A 15,566-nucleotide genomic window follows, 5' to 3' on the forward strand; every position below is an offset into this window, starting at 1 on the left:
ATTTAATTGAAGCTACTAGCCATGTAAAGAATCATTTATCTGAATATGCAGCTTTTTACCAGAAGAAGTATGATGAAGTTAAAACTCATCAGCACAAACGCGCACTCGCACTTACTGCTCGTAAATTCATCCGGCTGATTTTTGGATTGCTGGCCAACCATCAGCTTTACTCTCCAAGTAGAGTAAGCCAAAGTTAATAGATCCCATTTATTTACTTTTTCTTCGGCTTGAAGAAGAGGCTTGTTTAGTGCACCCATTTTTTGCGGATTACTTACAAAACTTATTTTTTATGGGCTTGACATATTACCAGATTGCTTTAATAATATTATTTTTATCTTTATTAATTTTATCAAGATTGTTTAGGAGTGTCAATATCGTCGATTCCTATTTAGCGATTCATAAAATTCATAAAAAAAGGCTGTACTCCAAAATTATGGAATACAGCCTCTAGTAAATGACTAGTCAGTTGTTAAACTAATTGTATTCTATTTTTATAAATATTGTCAAAAGTTATCTTAACAATAAGGCTTTCATTCAGGATGAAAGTCTCTGTATAACATCCATTAGTATTATTTAAAATCTCGTCTTATAAAATCTTGTATCCACTTTCATAATCGGAAATGTATCCGGCAATACCTCTTTTGCGATTTGGATAAAATTATTTTTTTCATAAAAACGATGTGCAGCTACAAATTTCTCGGTAGTACCCAGGTAAATTTCATGTATGTTATGCTCACTAGCCCATGACGTTAACTGTAATAGAAGCAGTTTGGCTACATTATGCCCTTTTCCTCGATAATCAGCTTTCACAAACATTTTTCGTAATGCACCTTGCTGATTGCCAATATCGATCAGTGCAATCGTTCCCACAATCTGTTGATCATAAATAGCAATCCAAAAATTTCCTCGTCCAGATTGATAGAAGTTAGGTATGTCACTTAAATCCGGCTGATCTTCTTTGCTGATCGGAATATTAAACTCACTTCGCTGAATGGTAAGAATTAAATCAATGACTTCATCTTGATATTCTTTAGAAAATTTCTGTACAATAACTGTTTCCACCTTATATTCACCTCTTTATAAAATAACCCTTTACAGTTTAAATTTCTGTAGTTTATAGCACGAATTGACTAAACACCGTAAGCATTCTGACTTCTCAATGAATTTGATATTTCAATTTGGCATGTAAAAGTTCATTTAAGTAGTTGATATTTCAACTACTTAAATTTTAATGCCAACTAGTTGAAATGTCAACCAGTTGGCATTAAAATAATTTTATTACTCGAAGCTAGATACAATAACCGTTTTCTTTGCTGCTTCGACGAAGGCTCTAAAAAGAACATATCAGCAGACTGGGCAACCATCATTTCCGGATGCCACTGAACCCCTACAATAAAGGCTCCCTCCCTTTTTTCAATTCCTTCAACTATACCATCTTTTGCTCTGGCATTCACAATAAATCCCGGTGCAATTTCCTTAACAGACTGATGATGAAAGCTGTTTGTTACAATGGAATCTTTCGAAAAAATTTGAGACAGTACCGTATTTTGAGTCAGTCCCACCGTATGGCTCGGGACATGTCTTTCTCCCTTTTGAAAATGTTTCAAACACTTGCTGGAATATTGGGCTGCTATATCTTGATACAATGTGCCGCCAAAAGCTACGTTGATAACTTGTAAGCCGCGGCAAATTCCTAATATAGGCTTTCCCAATGCCGCGGCAATATTAACAACTCGTATATGATGCTCATCCATCTCTGGAAAGATCGTATCTAATTCTCGCAATGGTTCCTCATCATATAGCAACGGATTGATATCGTACCCGCCTGATAATAATATACCATCTACCTGCTTTATCTGCTCTGTAATATCTTCTTCATCATTAATAGCAGGCAATAAAAGCGGTACTCCTTCGGCTGATACAATTGCTTGTATGTAATCATGACTAACTACTGCTTTCTTCATTCCTGAAAACAAGCCATCCTCGAGAAAAAGTATCGAAACCAGTATACCTATAATGGGTTTCTTAATCACAATCTCCTCCCTCATAATAGATTAAGGTCAAAAAAAGTGATTATGATCCCACTTTTTTTGACCTTTAGTTTCAATAATCAGCCGTTTATAATGATCGCTTTCTAAGCGCAATATCTTGGTAAGATAATAACACTCCTAATCAGCATTGTCAATGCGCTAAAAGCACAGTAAAAACAAAAACGCAATGTTTTTTCTCATCTTAATCTCAGCGCCTGAGGTACTTAAAATGCTTATACATCAATGCTATTGACAGTAACAATGTCATCATTTCAGCAATGGGCACTGTAAGCCAAATGCCCTTAATACCAAATAAAGCTGGTAATATAAGAATTCCTGCGCCAATCCAAAGAATGCCTTTACTCAAAGCAATTAAGGCAGCACTCTTGGGCTTTGAAATCGCAGTAAAGTAACCTGATGCAACAATATTAAGACCACTTACGAGAAATGCAAATGCATATAATTGTGCACCAACTACAGCAAAATTTAGAATATGTTCACTGTTACCACCCAAGAATATCGCAATAATCTCTCTAGCAAGAATAGAAATCACTGCAAAAAATCCTACACCAATCGTTAATGCCGATAAGGTGGCAAGCTTAATTGCCTTTTTTACCCGTTCCATTTTACCGCTGCCATAATTATAACTAATAATCGCACCAACACCGTCTGATAATCCAATCAGTATATTATTGCCAATAAAGGACAAATAGCTAATGGCTGTAAAGGCAGCTACACCGAGCTCGCCGACATAACGCATCAGCACAATATTAAAGAGAAAGGTGGTAACACCTGTTCCAATCTCCGATAACCCTTCGGCTGATCCATTATAAATGATTGTCGCAGCTGACGTTTTCTTAAAACTTCCTTTACATAATTTCAAAGTGGTTTTACCTGTTATAAAAGGAAAAATTGCTAATAAGAATGCGATACTATAGCCTAGTCCAGTAGCTAAAGCAGCACCTTTAACCCCTAATGCCAGCTGTACAATGAATAAATAATTAAACAGCATATGGCTTGTAACAGAAATAACTAAAATCACCATTGCATATGTGGGCTTGCCCATGACTTTTAATACATAATCTAATACAAACATAACCCCGAAAAAAGGCAGAAATAAGCCAATATAACTAATATAAGTTGTTACCATAGGCATTAATTGTTCATTAGCTCCCAGGAATAGAGCAATCTGTGTTGTAGCTCCAATAGCTATTATAGATAATAAGAGCGACACCCCCACAATTAAAATAAGTGCTGTTTTGAAGGTATCATTCGCCTCTTTTATATTGCCCTGTCCTAACATTTGACCAATATGACTCTGTGTCCCAATCCCGATTATCACACCAACGGCAAGCATTACACTCGAAAATGGCATAACAATATTTACACTTGCTAGCGCATCGGCCCCTATATAGTTGCCAACAAAGAAACCATCCACAATTGTATTGAGCCCTAAAAACAGCATCCCCGAAATGGTAGGAATACTGTATTTTAGAAATAAAGTCATAATCTTTTCTTTTCCTAATATACTTTCCCCCATGCTTATCACCCCTTATAAGAGGATAAACCTTGGAGTAACTCCAATGTCAAGAATTATCAGTTGCGATCCACACTTCATAGTAATCAAGACCATCTTTATGCGAGCTTGCCATGTATCTGCCAATTAAAGGTCCCTTTACTTGTCTCCCCTCTTCTTTTAGATAATCTAACGCTTTACTCAGTACATCATGTTCTGGCTCTACGTAACTTGTTCCGACGATTGTATATAAATATTCTGCCCCATTTAAGGAGGAGAGCTCTTGCTGCTCTAAAGAATCAAGTCTATACAAATTTTCTTCATCAAGGCTAATACCCACGCGAGCCGATCGAAAGCTTGGATTTTTTAAAAGTTCTTCCTGTGAGACTAGCAGGGTATAGCGAATACTGTCCAGCCACCCCCAATCCTCTTTTTTGTATTTTCGAATCATATCCACTAGATCATCTGCCTGTTTCTCCAGGAGTTTGTATTTAAAACTAGGAGCAGGGACCAGGACAAACTCACCCAAATGCTGTTCACATGCTTCGTAATGAGAAGCAACTTGATTAATCATTTTTTTCAACTTTATTAATTCCTGTATTCGATCTTCAACAACCCTTTGATTTTGATATAATATTCTTTTAATGTCACCAACATCCATTTGCGTCACAATCTGTTTAATATCTTTTATCGACAGCTCCATATTACGAAAAAATAATGTATCCATCAGAACTACAATTTCGTCATAGGAATAATATCGATATCCATTGGCCTTATCTTTATGAGCTGAAAGTATGCCTGCCTTTTCATAGTATCGCAGTGTATCAGTCGATACGCCAAAGAGCTTTGCTACTTCACCAATTATCCACTTCTCATTCATTCCTCAATCCCCCTCATAACCATGTCGCATCAACTACTAGTTGTTTTCATGTTTCACTTCTTTAACAATCGTCTTGACGCCCTCATCGATTTGCTCCAGCTGCGCTCGTGAAATGCTGATCCGTAGAAATTTCTCCTGCTCCAGGTAATGAGACAAATAAAAACCTTTTCCAGGTACGACACTAACATTTCTGCCAGCAAGCCGCTTCATCAAGCCATCTATATTCACTTTTTTCGGCAGTTTAAACTGCACATAGATACCAGAGCTTCCCTCCGACACTTCTAGCAGCTTATCCTTACTATTATATCGTTTTACTGCCTCATTCAACGCTTGAAAGCGCACTGTATACAAACTGCCAATTTTGTGCTTATGATACTCATACATGCCATTTTTGATATATACTTCAAGCGCTGCCTGAGACAGAAGTGAGGTATCCCCATATCGTTTGTAAGCAAAGAAGGCTTTTTGCAGACTTTCCGGCAAAACGGCCACTCCCAGCCGCAATCCTGGAAAAATAATTTTTGAGAAACTTTTTAGGTAAATAACATGAGAAGTTTGATCGTAGGCGAAAATCGGTTCAAAACCTTGCGCTTCTCCCAAATCCCCCATATAATCGTCTTCCACAATATACACATCATATTGATCAGCCAACTTGGCAATCGCCTTTCTTTCCTCCCTTGTATAAGAGGTACCTAGGGGATTGTGATATCGCGGCATGGTGTAAAAGAATTTAATATTATCATTTTTAAACTTCTCTTCCAATTCTTCCAAATCAATTCCATCTGCCCTACGAGTAATCCCGCAGACCGGCATTCCTTGCGATTCTAAGAAACGTAAGTAAATATCGTAACTAGGCTGTTCAACTAAAACCACTATTTTCTCGTTGGGAAACGGCATCTTCGCCAGAATTTCCAATGCCTGCTGGACACCAGAAGTCACAATGATCTGTTCCTTTTTTGCAAATACTTGGGCATTAGCCAAGTGAGATACAAGCGTTTGCCGCAATGTCTCCAGTCCTTTGGAATCACCGTAGGTGAACAAGTGATACTTATATTTGTCGATCGCTTTATTTAAGCAATGCTGGAAATCCAAATACGGGAATACATTTAAATCCGGAGAGGCTGAAGCAAAATCAATGACTTGACTCTTTTCATTGTTATGTAAATATCCAGGTTTGGCAACAACGTAAAAGCCACTTTGTGGAATTGAATAAATAGCATGACGCTTTTCCAGCTCTACATATGTCCGCATAATTGTGCTGATACTGCACCCATACAATTCTGCAGCGTCGCGAAGAGAAGGCAGCCTTTGACCAGAACGATACTGACCTTCACTAATTCTGCTCTCGATATCAGCTAGAATGGAAAAATATTTTTTCACACCACTTTCCCCCAGTTTAGTATCCCAAATATCAACATGGTATTTGCACTGAAACGAATCTCTTATAGTATTCTTTATTATACCTCATGAAACTGTTACGATACAATTTCACTAAATAAGCATTGTTGGAATCAGTATTTTGTAATACCGTTAAGATAACGGGTGAGACAATTGCAAATACTCCCGATTGTTTAGGAGGGTAATATACGATGAAGCAAAAAGAACTACGACTTGCTTATTTATTCGCTATACTTAATGCGGTGATCATTGGGTTTTCATTTTTATTTACCAAGATAGCTCTTGAATATACACATCCCCTCGACACGCTGACCTACCGTTTTGCTGCCTCTTTTTTTGTTATGTCAATCCCAGTTGTCTTCGGTTGGGTCAAACTTAGGTACCGCGACAAACCCTTGTATAAAGCACTGCTGCTAGCAGGTATTTATCCGCTGGGATTCTTCATGTTTCAATCCTTCGGACTCCAGCAAGCCACCTCTGCCGAAGGGGGCATTATGTACGCATTTACACCAGTTGTGACAATGGTATTCGCTTCTATATTTTTGAAGGAAGCAACAACTCTCTTACAGAAGCTATCCATTTTCCTGTCAGTATTCGGCGTTATATTTATCTTTATTTTGACGGGAAGCAGCATCGATTTATCCAATCTGACGGGGCTCTTCCTATTGTTTTTAACATGCATAACATTTGCCGGTTACAGTGTCTTGGCCCGCTCTCTTTCAAAGCATTTTAATCCAGCAGAACTTTCCTATTTTATGCTGGCAATTGGCTTTGCCGCTTTTGGAATAGTTTCTCTCGTCCACCATGGGTTGGCAGGGACATTGGATCTCTTTTTCTCTCCCCTTGTCAGCATTACTTTTATCACTTCGATCCTATATTTAGGCATCCTGTCTTCCCTCGTCACAGCCTTAACAGCAAACTATGTCTTATCCAAAATAGAAGCTTCAAAAATGAGTGTATTCACCAATCTATCAACAATTGTCTCCATTGCCGCCGGGTCACTATTCCTCAGTGAAAAAGTAACCATGTACCATCTCATCGGTTCACTGATGATTATAACCGGGGTTATTGGAGCGAATCATTTCGGACAGAAAAAGACCGTAGAATAAGCAAATCCCCATGCTATACAAGCTTAGCATAGGGATTTGACTCGCCGTCTTAGGCAATAATTAAATGTTACACTACTACTTTTCAATTATTCTATTAATACATCTAACATTTTTTCGCGATTATTTATAAATTCTTTCATTATGATATAATGCTCTGTTTCTTCATATGCAATTGCTTCAATCCTATTATTTGCTATTTGTAAAATCGTTGCGCCCGGGTATCCCATTAGGATAGGCGAATGAGTTGCAATAATGAATTGCGATTGTTGATCCGCTAAGTCATGCATTCTTAAAATCATTGCCATTTGCCTCATGGGAGATAAGGCGGCTTCTGGCTCATCCAATAGGTATAGTCCTTTTCCCTTAAATTTATTCATGAAAGTCGCAAAGAACGCTTCCCCATGGGACTGCTCATGCAGTGACTTTCCTCCATAGTAATGGCTCACTTGAAGTTCATCAATTTGCGTTGACAGATTATAAAAGGTTTCTGCACGTAAGAAAAATTCATTCTTAGGTTTTCTTATACCTCGTATTAAACGAATGCATTCATGTAACTGGGAATGAGACGTTCTCGTAGAAAAATTAAAGTTGCGAGTCCCGCCCTCAGGATTAAACCCCCAGGCAATCGCAATTGCCTCTAGCAGTGTAGATTTTCCCGTACCGTTTTCCCCCACAATAAATGTCACCTGCGGATGAAATTCCAACTCATCTAACTCACGAAAAATGGGCAGAAAAAAGGGATATTGATCAAAGCTATCTATTTCATCTCGCAATAATTTTATAGAACGTAAATAATGTTCTGTATTTAATCCATCCATACGAGTCTCCTACTCATTTATCAATTACTACTATATTACTGCAGTAAGCTACCATAATACAACTATATTTGGTATATCCCATTATTTCACCATAGGAGATTATTAATCAAAAATCATTTTAATAATACGTGACCATACCGATGCTATCGAATCATCACTGGCGTACCTACTCTGACCATGGCAAACAACTCTTCCACATGATGGTTATGCATGCGAACACAGCCTAGAGAAACCAATTGACCAATTGACCAGGGAGCCCGATTGCCATGTATGCCGTAATTAGGATCAAAATTCAAACCCATCCAACGTGTTCCTAATATACCTCCGGGATTCATAATCTTCGTAGCAATGGCAAAATCGCCTTCCGGTGTAGGCGTTGACGGCTTACCTATAGCTACTGGATAGCTGCGCAACTGATTCTTCCCATTAAATAAGGTAAGCTGACGAGTTGGTTTATGAATTAAAATCCGACCTCGTACCAAGGTCATGTCAGCTCTATGCCGGTTATCTTTTACAGGAGTTATTTCCATTACATCAGTACCATATAAGCGGCAATAGGTGATCGGATCTATCCTGCCTGTTGGCAACAATTTTTCTGATTTTTGAAACTGAAAAATAGCCTCGCCGATTTCTTCCGTATAAATAGTTTGCTCTACCCCTCGATAAAATCCCTTTTTTTTGAGAAGGCACTGAATCTGCCCTAGCATAGGCTGGCTGAGGCCCTTTGAGAGATGCGTTTCGGCCAATGAATATGGCAAGTAAATTTTTCTAATATTCATGTAGTCGTCCTCCATGTAACAATTCTTCTCATGAACCATTATATGCTTGGACAAGTACTCCTTGTGTTTTTTGAAACGACAATCCTTGATCAATAACTACTATCTATGCTCTTTTTTAAGAAAACCTAATGTAAGACTCGATGTGACTTCGTAACGATCAGGAATGTGCAATTTTTGTCACTAATTTCTCAGAGACAATCTATTATTAATGAGAGTGATTGCACTAAAAGTGGCTATAATAATAGTAGATAATCTCAACTTCCAATAATATTGTTAATACCAAATAATAATAGGGGTGAGGATTTATGAATATAATAAATCGTATTATATGTCCAAACTGTAATGATGACCATCTTGTATTAAAATATGTAGCTACATACGAATATTCATATGTACTAGATTCAGATGCTCCCGGGCTTAAGAATACGAATGAACTTCTCCCCCATATGTATGACAAACGTGAACAAAAAGACACCCAGCAGTATATAGAATGCAGAACCTGCGGAACCAGCTATCCCTGTTATTTTGATAGGTGGACTGAAAGAATGAATAAGACAGCGCTGCAAAATGCCGTCAACTCAGCCTACTTAGCAACACATCCTTCCGTTCAACCCTAATTTTTATTTTGGCAAAGCTAAGACTGTTATATCATTAAAAATCTAATAACCCTTGCCGCCTTAGCCAAGACTTTATGCAAGTTAAAAATTTGCTTGCAGCAGGAGAAGTATTTTTTATTGAGTTAAGAGCAATACCGATGGTTCTATATGCAGGCTTTTCAAGGTTTGCAATATGTACATCATGCATATTGCGGTATAATACCATCTCTGGGAGGATGCTTATTCCTAAGCCATTTTGCACCATTGCAATAATAGCCTGCTCTTCTATCACTTCATATTTGCTTTTCGTTTTCAGATTATTTTCAAGTAAAATTCGTCGTACATCACCAGTATCGCCCCATTTAGGCATGATAAATGCCTCTTTTTTTATTTCTTCAAAAGAAATTTCATTGCGCTGCCCTAAAGTATGCTCTTTTGGCAGAATACAAAGCATTTTATCCTTTTTTAATGGTATAAATTCAAATGACTGATGAACAGGCAAAGATACAAAGCCAAAATCAACAGCTCCATTCAATATCCAACGATGAATATCATCATAATATCCTTCATTTAATTTAATTTCAATAGCTGGATGCTGCTCTTGAAATTCTTTGATAATGCCTGGAAGCCATTGCGAAGATACACTGGTAAATGTTCCAATTCGTACTGTTCCAATTTCCAATCCTTTAATTTCAGCTACTTTTTGCCTTAAGCGCTCATTGCATTGCAAGGTTTCCCGCACGTATTTTAATATTAATTCACCGTTACTTGTTAACGTTACGCCTGCTCGGTCACGGGTAAGCAATAAAAATCCTAATTCTTCTTCCAGACTGGCAATGGCATGACTAACACCTGATTGTGTCAACTTCAAATTCTCTGCGGCTTTTGTTAAACTGCCAAATTCAACTATCCCATGAAAAATTTCATATTTGGAAATAGTCATACTGCTAATCTCCTCCCTTAGCATGATAATAATTCATGAAAGACATTAAAAACATTCACTTTTCTAATGATAATTATATGTTTATACTACTAATTAAACAACTTAAACCTAAAAGAACTTTTGTTAAATGGAGGATTCAATATGAAAACAAGATTCACAGCTAATGCAATGTTGCTGATGGTAACAATTTTCTGGGGCTTTTCCTATTTATTTATGAAAATGGGCTTGAATTCATTGCAGGAGTATAATCTTATTGCATTGCGATTTGGTATCGCATTTTTCCTAGCAGCTGCAATCTTTCCAATTCGCTTGCTAAAAGCAAATACAAAAACAATTCGTTATGCTTTTATCTTAGGTCTGATTTTATTTTTAGTTTTTTCTTGCATCATATTCGGAATAAAGTATACTTCAACCTCCAATGCAGCATTTCTCGTAAGTCTTACCGTCATCTTTGTCCCTATTTTAACATCCCTTATTGTAAAAAAACTTCCTGAGATTAGTGTTATCGTTGGAGTCTCTTTTGCGCTTCTCGGAGTAGGTCTATTAACGTTAAATAGTCAGCTTATTATCAACTTCGGTGATTTACTATGCATTGCTGGGGCACTGCTTTATGCAACGCATATTATTGTGACTGAAAAGCTAACAAAGGCAGTTGATTCCATCGCCCTTGGGATCATGCAGCTTGGATTTGCGGGATCTTTAGGATTTATTTTTTCTTTACTTCTTGAAACCCCCAGGTTTCCTATTACTACTGTTGAATGGCTGCCGATCTTAGTCTTGAGCATATTGTGCAGCGCAATAGGGTTCATTGTACAAACAGTTGCACAGCAGCATACAACATCAACAAATACTGGTCTTATTTTCTCTTTAGAACCTGTATTTGCAGCGTTATTTGCTTTTTTGTTTTTAGGCGAAACTCTTTCTATCCAAGGCTGGTTAGGCGCAATCCTTGTCTTACTTGGCGTTATACATCCGCAATTAAATCTTTACCAAATAAGAACGTGGAAATAGCCCCCCTCTGAATCTATATTCCTTTCCGTAAAAAAACTGTTTCCTCATGTTTCTCTAATCTTCTCGTAAAAATAGTAGTTAAAGGGACAAGAAAAAGATAAAAAGCATATAAAATGAAACTCGCATTCGCCGATAAAATCGCAGCAGGAACGGCTCCCGCAACATTCCAGGGAATGAGAGCCGAAATCATTATTACCGTATTTTCCATATCGACTGCAAGCTGTTCATTGCTTATTTTTCTTTTTGCATAAATCTTATGTTCAAATTGATGTGTAATCATTACGGCAAGAGTTTGATTGCAGCTAAAACCTGCAGCCACTATGCTAGTGATAATGGTCGTCAGATATACTCCTACTTTTTGGCTAAGTCTCTCAAAGAAAAGTTCAATTTCATTTAGCAAGCTCGTTCCTGCAAAAATCCCCGAATAGGCGGAAGAAACAAAAACAATCATTGAAACCTTCACCATGGAATATAGACCGCCCCCTTGGATTATCCCTGCAAAAATACCAGTTCCATCAATATGGTAGCCCATTAGAATATAGTCTAGCATTTCAAGTAAAGTAATTTGCTGATAAGCTACACCAATCACTATGCCTGCCAAAATGCTAATTCCCATAGAAATTTTTACATTGATTTTGCAAATTGCAGAAAGCAATATAATAATCGCAGGAATTGCTAAAATAGAGCTGATATTAAAATACATTACTATTTCATTCCCAATTTGGCTGCCGTAAAAGACTAGAGGATTATAATAAGATAAGCAAATGTAGCCTATGATGGATAATACTAAGGGAATTACTGATGTTTTCATCATATTTCTGATATTTGTATAAATGTCCGTATTAGTTAAAACTGCGACGAGGTTGGCACTGGAAGACATTGGCGAACATCTGTCACCAAAGTAAGCTCCGGCAATGATAGCTCCTGCAGCAACATTACTATCCACATTACCGCTTTTAGCTAATACGATAAGTACAGCACCTACTGTTCCTACGGTGCCAAAAGAGGTTCCTAATAAAAAAGAAACAGCACAGCTTAAAAGAAAGGCAAATAATACGAAATATTCAGGATTCATAAACATAATTGCATAATACACAATAAAAGAAATCGTTCCACACGCCCTCCAAACCGCTGTGATCGCACCGATGAGCACGAAGATCTTGATTACAATAAGAGATTTTTTTGAGCCCTTTAGCATCATGTTGCATAAATCAGCCAATGCGTATCCTCTACGCAAAGCAATCAGAATAAAACCAACGAGTCCCAGAATCAGGGGATAGAGTATAAAGATCTCTTGATACACACTATATAATAGCGAAGCAAAAAATAAAAATAGAATCACAATGGTATCCATAGATGCACCTCATTTTAAAGTATAAGACTGATTAAATCCTATGTATACTTTGTTCTGAAATAATTTCACAGAATAGATAACGAAAAAATATAGTATTACAACGTAATGTTCTTATAATATATCACATCGTAATCCTACTACTTCAGTCTATGGCTGGCAAGAGTATTCTACTTTTATTGTCTATTTCAAATGATTCAGCCATATTGCTAAAAATAAAGGCATACATAACAAGAGTCACGATTTATCAATAAAATGATAAATCGTGACTCTTGCTACACTACTTAATACTCTCTTTAAAGCTGACTTATAAATAAAGATTGAATATCTTGCATGTTAATTGATACGCTGTTATTACAGTATTGTACTATTCTTATATTCTCCCATAAACATTGTTTTTCTTGTACTAATTGTATGTAAGTATCCCAATTCTCCAGCTTCCATTGGTCTCTGTCGACAGCTCTTTCTATCATTCTAGACTTCAATATCGGAAAATCAACGTGTACTTGTAGTACAATGGTCTTCACATTCTTCCAATCATAGGTTTCTTTTAGTTGTTCGATATAGCGAACATTTGAAAAATAGCTAATGAACGGTGCATCAAGAACGACTGATTTTCCTATTTGAATGTTATCATCTGCAATATCTAATAATGTTTTATATTCCATATTCATTATAACATCACTATAGAACGCGCATTCCCTGTCATCAGGAGAATGTCCTTTTAATTCTAATAATTGTTTTGTAAATGTATTGCAAACAACATCTTTATCTAAGTAACAAAAGTTAAATTGCGATGCTATCATCTTTCCAATCGTAGATTTACCTGACGCAGGCAAACCTATAAGAAATAATAGAGTTGGGTTCAAAAGAAGCTTCTCCTCAAAATTACACAGATTTTATTTCTTATCCCACTACGTTAATCTACATTACACTTTATTAATACTCCATTACTACTTTTGAAAACCCCTTAGCTCTTTTTGTAAATTCTTCAAAATCTCCTGTGCTAATAAGTTTTCGGTCGGTAAGTCTTCCCCCTATCCCAGCACCTGCAAAACCAAGTTTTAAGTATTCTGGGAGTATTTCTTCCGTAACTCCTCCTGTAGCAACAAGCTTCACATGGCTAATCGGAGCCATAATATTTTTTATGTAGTCAAATCCGAGGTCTCCTGCTGGAAACAGTTTTACAAAATCCGCTCCTGTATTATGAGCTGTTAAGATTTCTGAAGGCGTCATTGCACCAGGAATGGAAACAAGAGCTAGTTCTTTTGTATATTTTATAATCTCGATATCAACATTTGGAGAAATAATATAACTTCCTCCCGCATCTTTTGTCGCTCTTACCTGTTCTTTCGTAAGAACTGTTCCTGCACCAATTTTCATCGTTCCTTCGAAATTTTCAACAAGCATCTGAATTGCCTCAGAAGTTTTTTTGATGCATTCGGGGTCACTTTGGTCAAAGGTCACTTCAACCATGTTGATTCCACCTTGGTGCAAAGCCCTAACTAGATTAAGCAGATCCTGTCCGTAAAGTCTCCGGCATATTGTTATTACCTTATATTTCTGAATAAAATCTATGACTTCTGTATTCATTCCCTATTCCCCCTTATATTATATTGCTTTTTTTGTTGTGCCCCTATGAATCATTTTTAATTCAAAGTTCTTGTACCTTACAAGATTATTGGGATCAAGAATTTTTTGAACTAATAATTCCATCGCACCAGATGCCATTTCCTCTACCGGCAAATTTACTGTTGATAATTTAGGAATTGTAAAATTTGAAAAGCTTTGATTATCAAATCCAAAAACCTCACATTCACCTGGTATGCTAATCCCATGATCATGTAATGCAGAAAGAGCTCCCATAGCAGTTTGATCACACACACAAATCAATCCTGTGGGTACATCGCCAGCCTTAATAAGCTTGGCAACTGCATCATAGCCACTCTCTTCGGTAAAGGAGCAGTGTCTTATGAGATATTCCTTTGCATCCAGCGTCTCAACAAATCCTGCAAGTTTTTGGTCCAACGCTTGCGACGAAAGATTCGATGCCAAAATGACAATTCGTCGATGCTTATTCCTAATAAAATGCTCTGCTACTTTTTGGCTTGTCTCAAAATAACTGGCCCAAACATAGGGATAGATTGGAGAAGTTCTGCTAAAAAGTACAATTGGAACACTTGGCGGCACTTTATGAATATATGCCTCATCTTCTGCTGATACATTCGCTAAAATTGCACCATTAAATACGTTTGAATCATACAATTCTTTTACACCTTGAATACCATCTTCGTCCATCGTTTTTACCAGAAGGTTAATTGTAATTGTTTCAAGGGAAGAGGTAAAACGGTGAATCCCAGTTAAAATGCGCCCAATCAATCCAACACGTGCATCGATAGGCCACAAAACAGCTAACGTTAAACTTGTATTCCCACTCTCGCTTTGGCGCAAATTACGCGCAGACATATTGGGGATATACCCTAATGAAAGAGAAGCTTCACGTACTCTTCGAATTGTGTCTGCAGAAAACCGAATTGCGCCTTCTTTTTGATTAAGAATCAGTGAAGCCGTGGTAATCGATACATTTGCCGCTTTAGCGATACTTTTAAGAGTGACTGCCATAAAACTCTCCTTTACCGTCCTGCTTTAGATCGTTTAGCTCTATCTAATAACGCAATACTGCTCCAACTAACAAGTCAACTATAAGCATTAATCATTTAGCACAATATACTCGTTTAGACTATATTATTACCATTCGTATATCAACGATTTGCAGGCTATCTAAATGAATCATCCATCTCTATATTGGTTAAAAGGTTTAACGTAAAACGTTTTACCCTTACAATATACCATTCCTATTCAAAAAACTCAATCCTATTTCTATGTCTATTCTTTCTTTATAAAAAAAGAGCCCGCAGGCTCTTCTAAATGTTATTTAGGATTTTCGATTGCTCCACGAACAAAATTGAGAACGGAGCACTTCGAAATCTTTCTATGTTCAGTAGGATACTTAGAACCGCTTATTACAAGACCGCATTGAGTGCAGCGAGTAAAAAATTTTTTTTCTATCATTCCAACGGGCGTAATATCCACCTTCTCAAACAGAGTACTACCACAATAGCACTTGTTCTTGCC

General features: G+C 37.1%; 15 protein-coding genes and 1 pseudogene. 4 read left to right on the forward strand and 12 right to left on the reverse strand.

Annotation, left to right across the window (positions count from 1 at the left end):
• Positions 1-197: pseudogene (locus BMZ99_RS26685) on the forward strand (IS110 family transposase); the annotation flags it as partial.
• Between the two features lie 376 nt (positions 198-573).
• Here BMZ99_RS26685 and BMZ99_RS01025 read toward each other — a convergent pair.
• From BMZ99_RS01025 to BMZ99_RS01045, 5 genes are all read right to left on the reverse strand, one after another.
• A complete protein-coding gene (locus tag BMZ99_RS01025) occupies positions 574-1,062 on the reverse strand; it encodes a GNAT family N-acetyltransferase (RefSeq protein ID WP_090932071.1) in 489 nt (162 codons plus the stop codon).
• 188 nt (positions 1,063-1,250) lie between these two features.
• Positions 1,251-2,033 carry a gamma-glutamyl-gamma-aminobutyrate hydrolase family protein gene (locus BMZ99_RS01030; RefSeq protein WP_245754755.1) on the reverse strand — a complete coding sequence of 261 codons (783 nt, stop codon included), beginning with the start codon at positions 2,031-2,033 and terminating at the stop codon, positions 1,251-1,253.
• Between the two features lie 205 nt (positions 2,034-2,238).
• The gene (locus BMZ99_RS01035; protein WP_090932074.1) at positions 2,239-3,570 is read right to left on the reverse strand and encodes an MATE family efflux transporter; all 1,332 of its coding nucleotides are present in this window, start codon (positions 3,568-3,570) and stop codon (positions 2,239-2,241) included.
• 46 nt (positions 3,571-3,616) lie between these two features.
• The gene (locus tag BMZ99_RS01040; protein ID WP_090932076.1) at positions 3,617-4,426 is read right to left on the reverse strand and encodes a MerR family transcriptional regulator; all 810 of its coding nucleotides are present in this window, start codon (positions 4,424-4,426) and stop codon (positions 3,617-3,619) included.
• A 36-nt stretch (positions 4,427-4,462) separates the two neighbouring features.
• Complete coding sequence (locus BMZ99_RS01045) at positions 4,463-5,806, reverse strand: aminotransferase-like domain-containing protein (protein ID WP_090932078.1); 1,344 nt, start codon at positions 5,804-5,806, stop codon at positions 4,463-4,465.
• A 209-nt stretch (positions 5,807-6,015) separates the two neighbouring features.
• Here BMZ99_RS01045 and BMZ99_RS01050 point away from each other — a divergent pair, with 209 nt between their 5' ends.
• Entirely contained in the window at positions 6,016-6,933 is a 918-nt protein-coding gene (locus BMZ99_RS01050; RefSeq protein WP_090932080.1) for a DMT family transporter, read from the forward strand.
• Positions 6,934-7,019: 86 nt separating this feature from the next.
• Here the strand turns inward: BMZ99_RS01050 and BMZ99_RS01055 are convergent, their stop codons facing one another.
• A complete protein-coding gene (locus BMZ99_RS01055) occupies positions 7,020-7,751 on the reverse strand; it encodes an AAA family ATPase (protein WP_090932082.1) in 732 nt (243 codons plus the stop codon).
• A gap of 143 nt (positions 7,752-7,894) precedes the next feature.
• Positions 7,895-8,530, reverse strand: a complete 636-nt coding sequence (locus BMZ99_RS01060) for a L,D-transpeptidase family protein (protein WP_090932084.1) — start codon at positions 8,528-8,530, stop codon at positions 7,895-7,897.
• Positions 8,531-8,835: 305 nt separating this feature from the next.
• On the opposite strand from BMZ99_RS01060, the gene BMZ99_RS01065 reads away from it, so the two are divergent.
• The gene (locus BMZ99_RS01065) at positions 8,836-9,147 is read left to right on the forward strand and encodes a hypothetical protein (RefSeq protein WP_090932087.1); all 312 of its coding nucleotides are present in this window, start codon (positions 8,836-8,838) and stop codon (positions 9,145-9,147) included.
• A 34-nt stretch (positions 9,148-9,181) separates the two neighbouring features.
• Here BMZ99_RS01065 and BMZ99_RS01070 read toward each other — a convergent pair whose 3' ends face one another.
• Positions 9,182-10,069, reverse strand: coding sequence for a LysR substrate-binding domain-containing protein (locus tag BMZ99_RS01070; protein WP_090932089.1), 888 nt, complete (start codon positions 10,067-10,069; stop codon positions 9,182-9,184).
• Between the two features lie 141 nt (positions 10,070-10,210).
• On the opposite strand from BMZ99_RS01070, the gene BMZ99_RS01075 reads away from it, so the two are divergent.
• Positions 10,211-11,080 carry a DMT family transporter gene (locus BMZ99_RS01075; RefSeq protein ID WP_090932091.1) on the forward strand — a complete coding sequence of 290 codons (870 nt, stop codon included), beginning with the start codon at positions 10,211-10,213 and terminating at the stop codon, positions 11,078-11,080.
• A gap of 13 nt (positions 11,081-11,093) precedes the next feature.
• Here the strand turns inward: BMZ99_RS01075 and BMZ99_RS01080 are convergent, their stop codons facing one another.
• From BMZ99_RS01080 to BMZ99_RS01095, 4 genes are all read right to left on the reverse strand, one after another.
• Positions 11,094-12,434: a Na+/H+ antiporter NhaC family protein gene (locus BMZ99_RS01080; RefSeq protein WP_090932093.1), complete on the reverse strand. Its 1,341-nt coding sequence runs from the start codon at positions 12,432-12,434 to the stop codon at positions 11,094-11,096.
• Positions 12,435-12,727: 293 nt separating this feature from the next.
• Positions 12,728-13,300, reverse strand: coding sequence for an AAA family ATPase (locus BMZ99_RS01085; RefSeq protein WP_090932094.1), 573 nt, complete (start codon positions 13,298-13,300; stop codon positions 12,728-12,730).
• Between the two features lie 70 nt (positions 13,301-13,370).
• Positions 13,371-14,024, reverse strand: a complete 654-nt coding sequence (locus BMZ99_RS01090) for a bifunctional 4-hydroxy-2-oxoglutarate aldolase/2-dehydro-3-deoxy-phosphogluconate aldolase (RefSeq protein WP_090932095.1) — start codon at positions 14,022-14,024, stop codon at positions 13,371-13,373.
• An 18-nt stretch (positions 14,025-14,042) separates the two neighbouring features.
• Entirely contained in the window at positions 14,043-15,053 is a 1,011-nt protein-coding gene (locus BMZ99_RS01095) for a LacI family DNA-binding transcriptional regulator (protein WP_090932096.1), read from the reverse strand.
• Between the last annotated feature and the right edge of the window lie 513 nt (positions 15,054-15,566).

The organism is Pelosinus propionicus DSM 13327 (genome assembly GCF_900114615.1).
GTDB classification, from domain to species: domain Bacteria; phylum Bacillota; class Negativicutes; order DSM-13327; family DSM-13327; genus Pelosinus; species Pelosinus propionicus.

Coding starts and splice junctions, on each gene's coding strand:
- BMZ99_RS01095 (WP_090932096.1), bottom strand. CDS start 15,053: ATGGCAGTCACTCTTAAAAGTATCGCTAAAGCGGCAAATGTATCGATT.
- BMZ99_RS01070 (WP_090932089.1), bottom strand. CDS start 10,069: ATGACTATTTCCAAATATGAAATTTTTCATGGGATAGTTGAATTTGGC.
- BMZ99_RS01065 (WP_090932087.1), top strand. CDS start 8,836: ATGAATATAATAAATCGTATTATATGTCCAAACTGTAATGATGACCAT.
- BMZ99_RS01055 (WP_090932082.1), bottom strand. CDS start 7,751: ATGGATGGATTAAATACAGAACATTATTTACGTTCTATAAAATTATTG.
- BMZ99_RS01060 (WP_090932084.1), bottom strand. CDS start 8,530: ATGAATATTAGAAAAATTTACTTGCCATATTCATTGGCCGAAACGCAT.
- BMZ99_RS01035 (WP_090932074.1), bottom strand. CDS start 3,570: ATGGGGGAAAGTATATTAGGAAAAGAAAAGATTATGACTTTATTTCTA.
- BMZ99_RS01050 (WP_090932080.1), top strand. CDS start 6,016: ATGAAGCAAAAAGAACTACGACTTGCTTATTTATTCGCTATACTTAAT.
- BMZ99_RS01040 (WP_090932076.1), bottom strand. CDS start 4,426: ATGAATGAGAAGTGGATAATTGGTGAAGTAGCAAAGCTCTTTGGCGTA.
- BMZ99_RS01080 (WP_090932093.1), bottom strand. CDS start 12,434: ATGGATACCATTGTGATTCTATTTTTATTTTTTGCTTCGCTATTATAT.
- BMZ99_RS01075 (WP_090932091.1), top strand. CDS start 10,211: ATGAAAACAAGATTCACAGCTAATGCAATGTTGCTGATGGTAACAATT.
- BMZ99_RS01090 (WP_090932095.1), bottom strand. CDS start 14,024: ATGAATACAGAAGTCATAGATTTTATTCAGAAATATAAGGTAATAACA.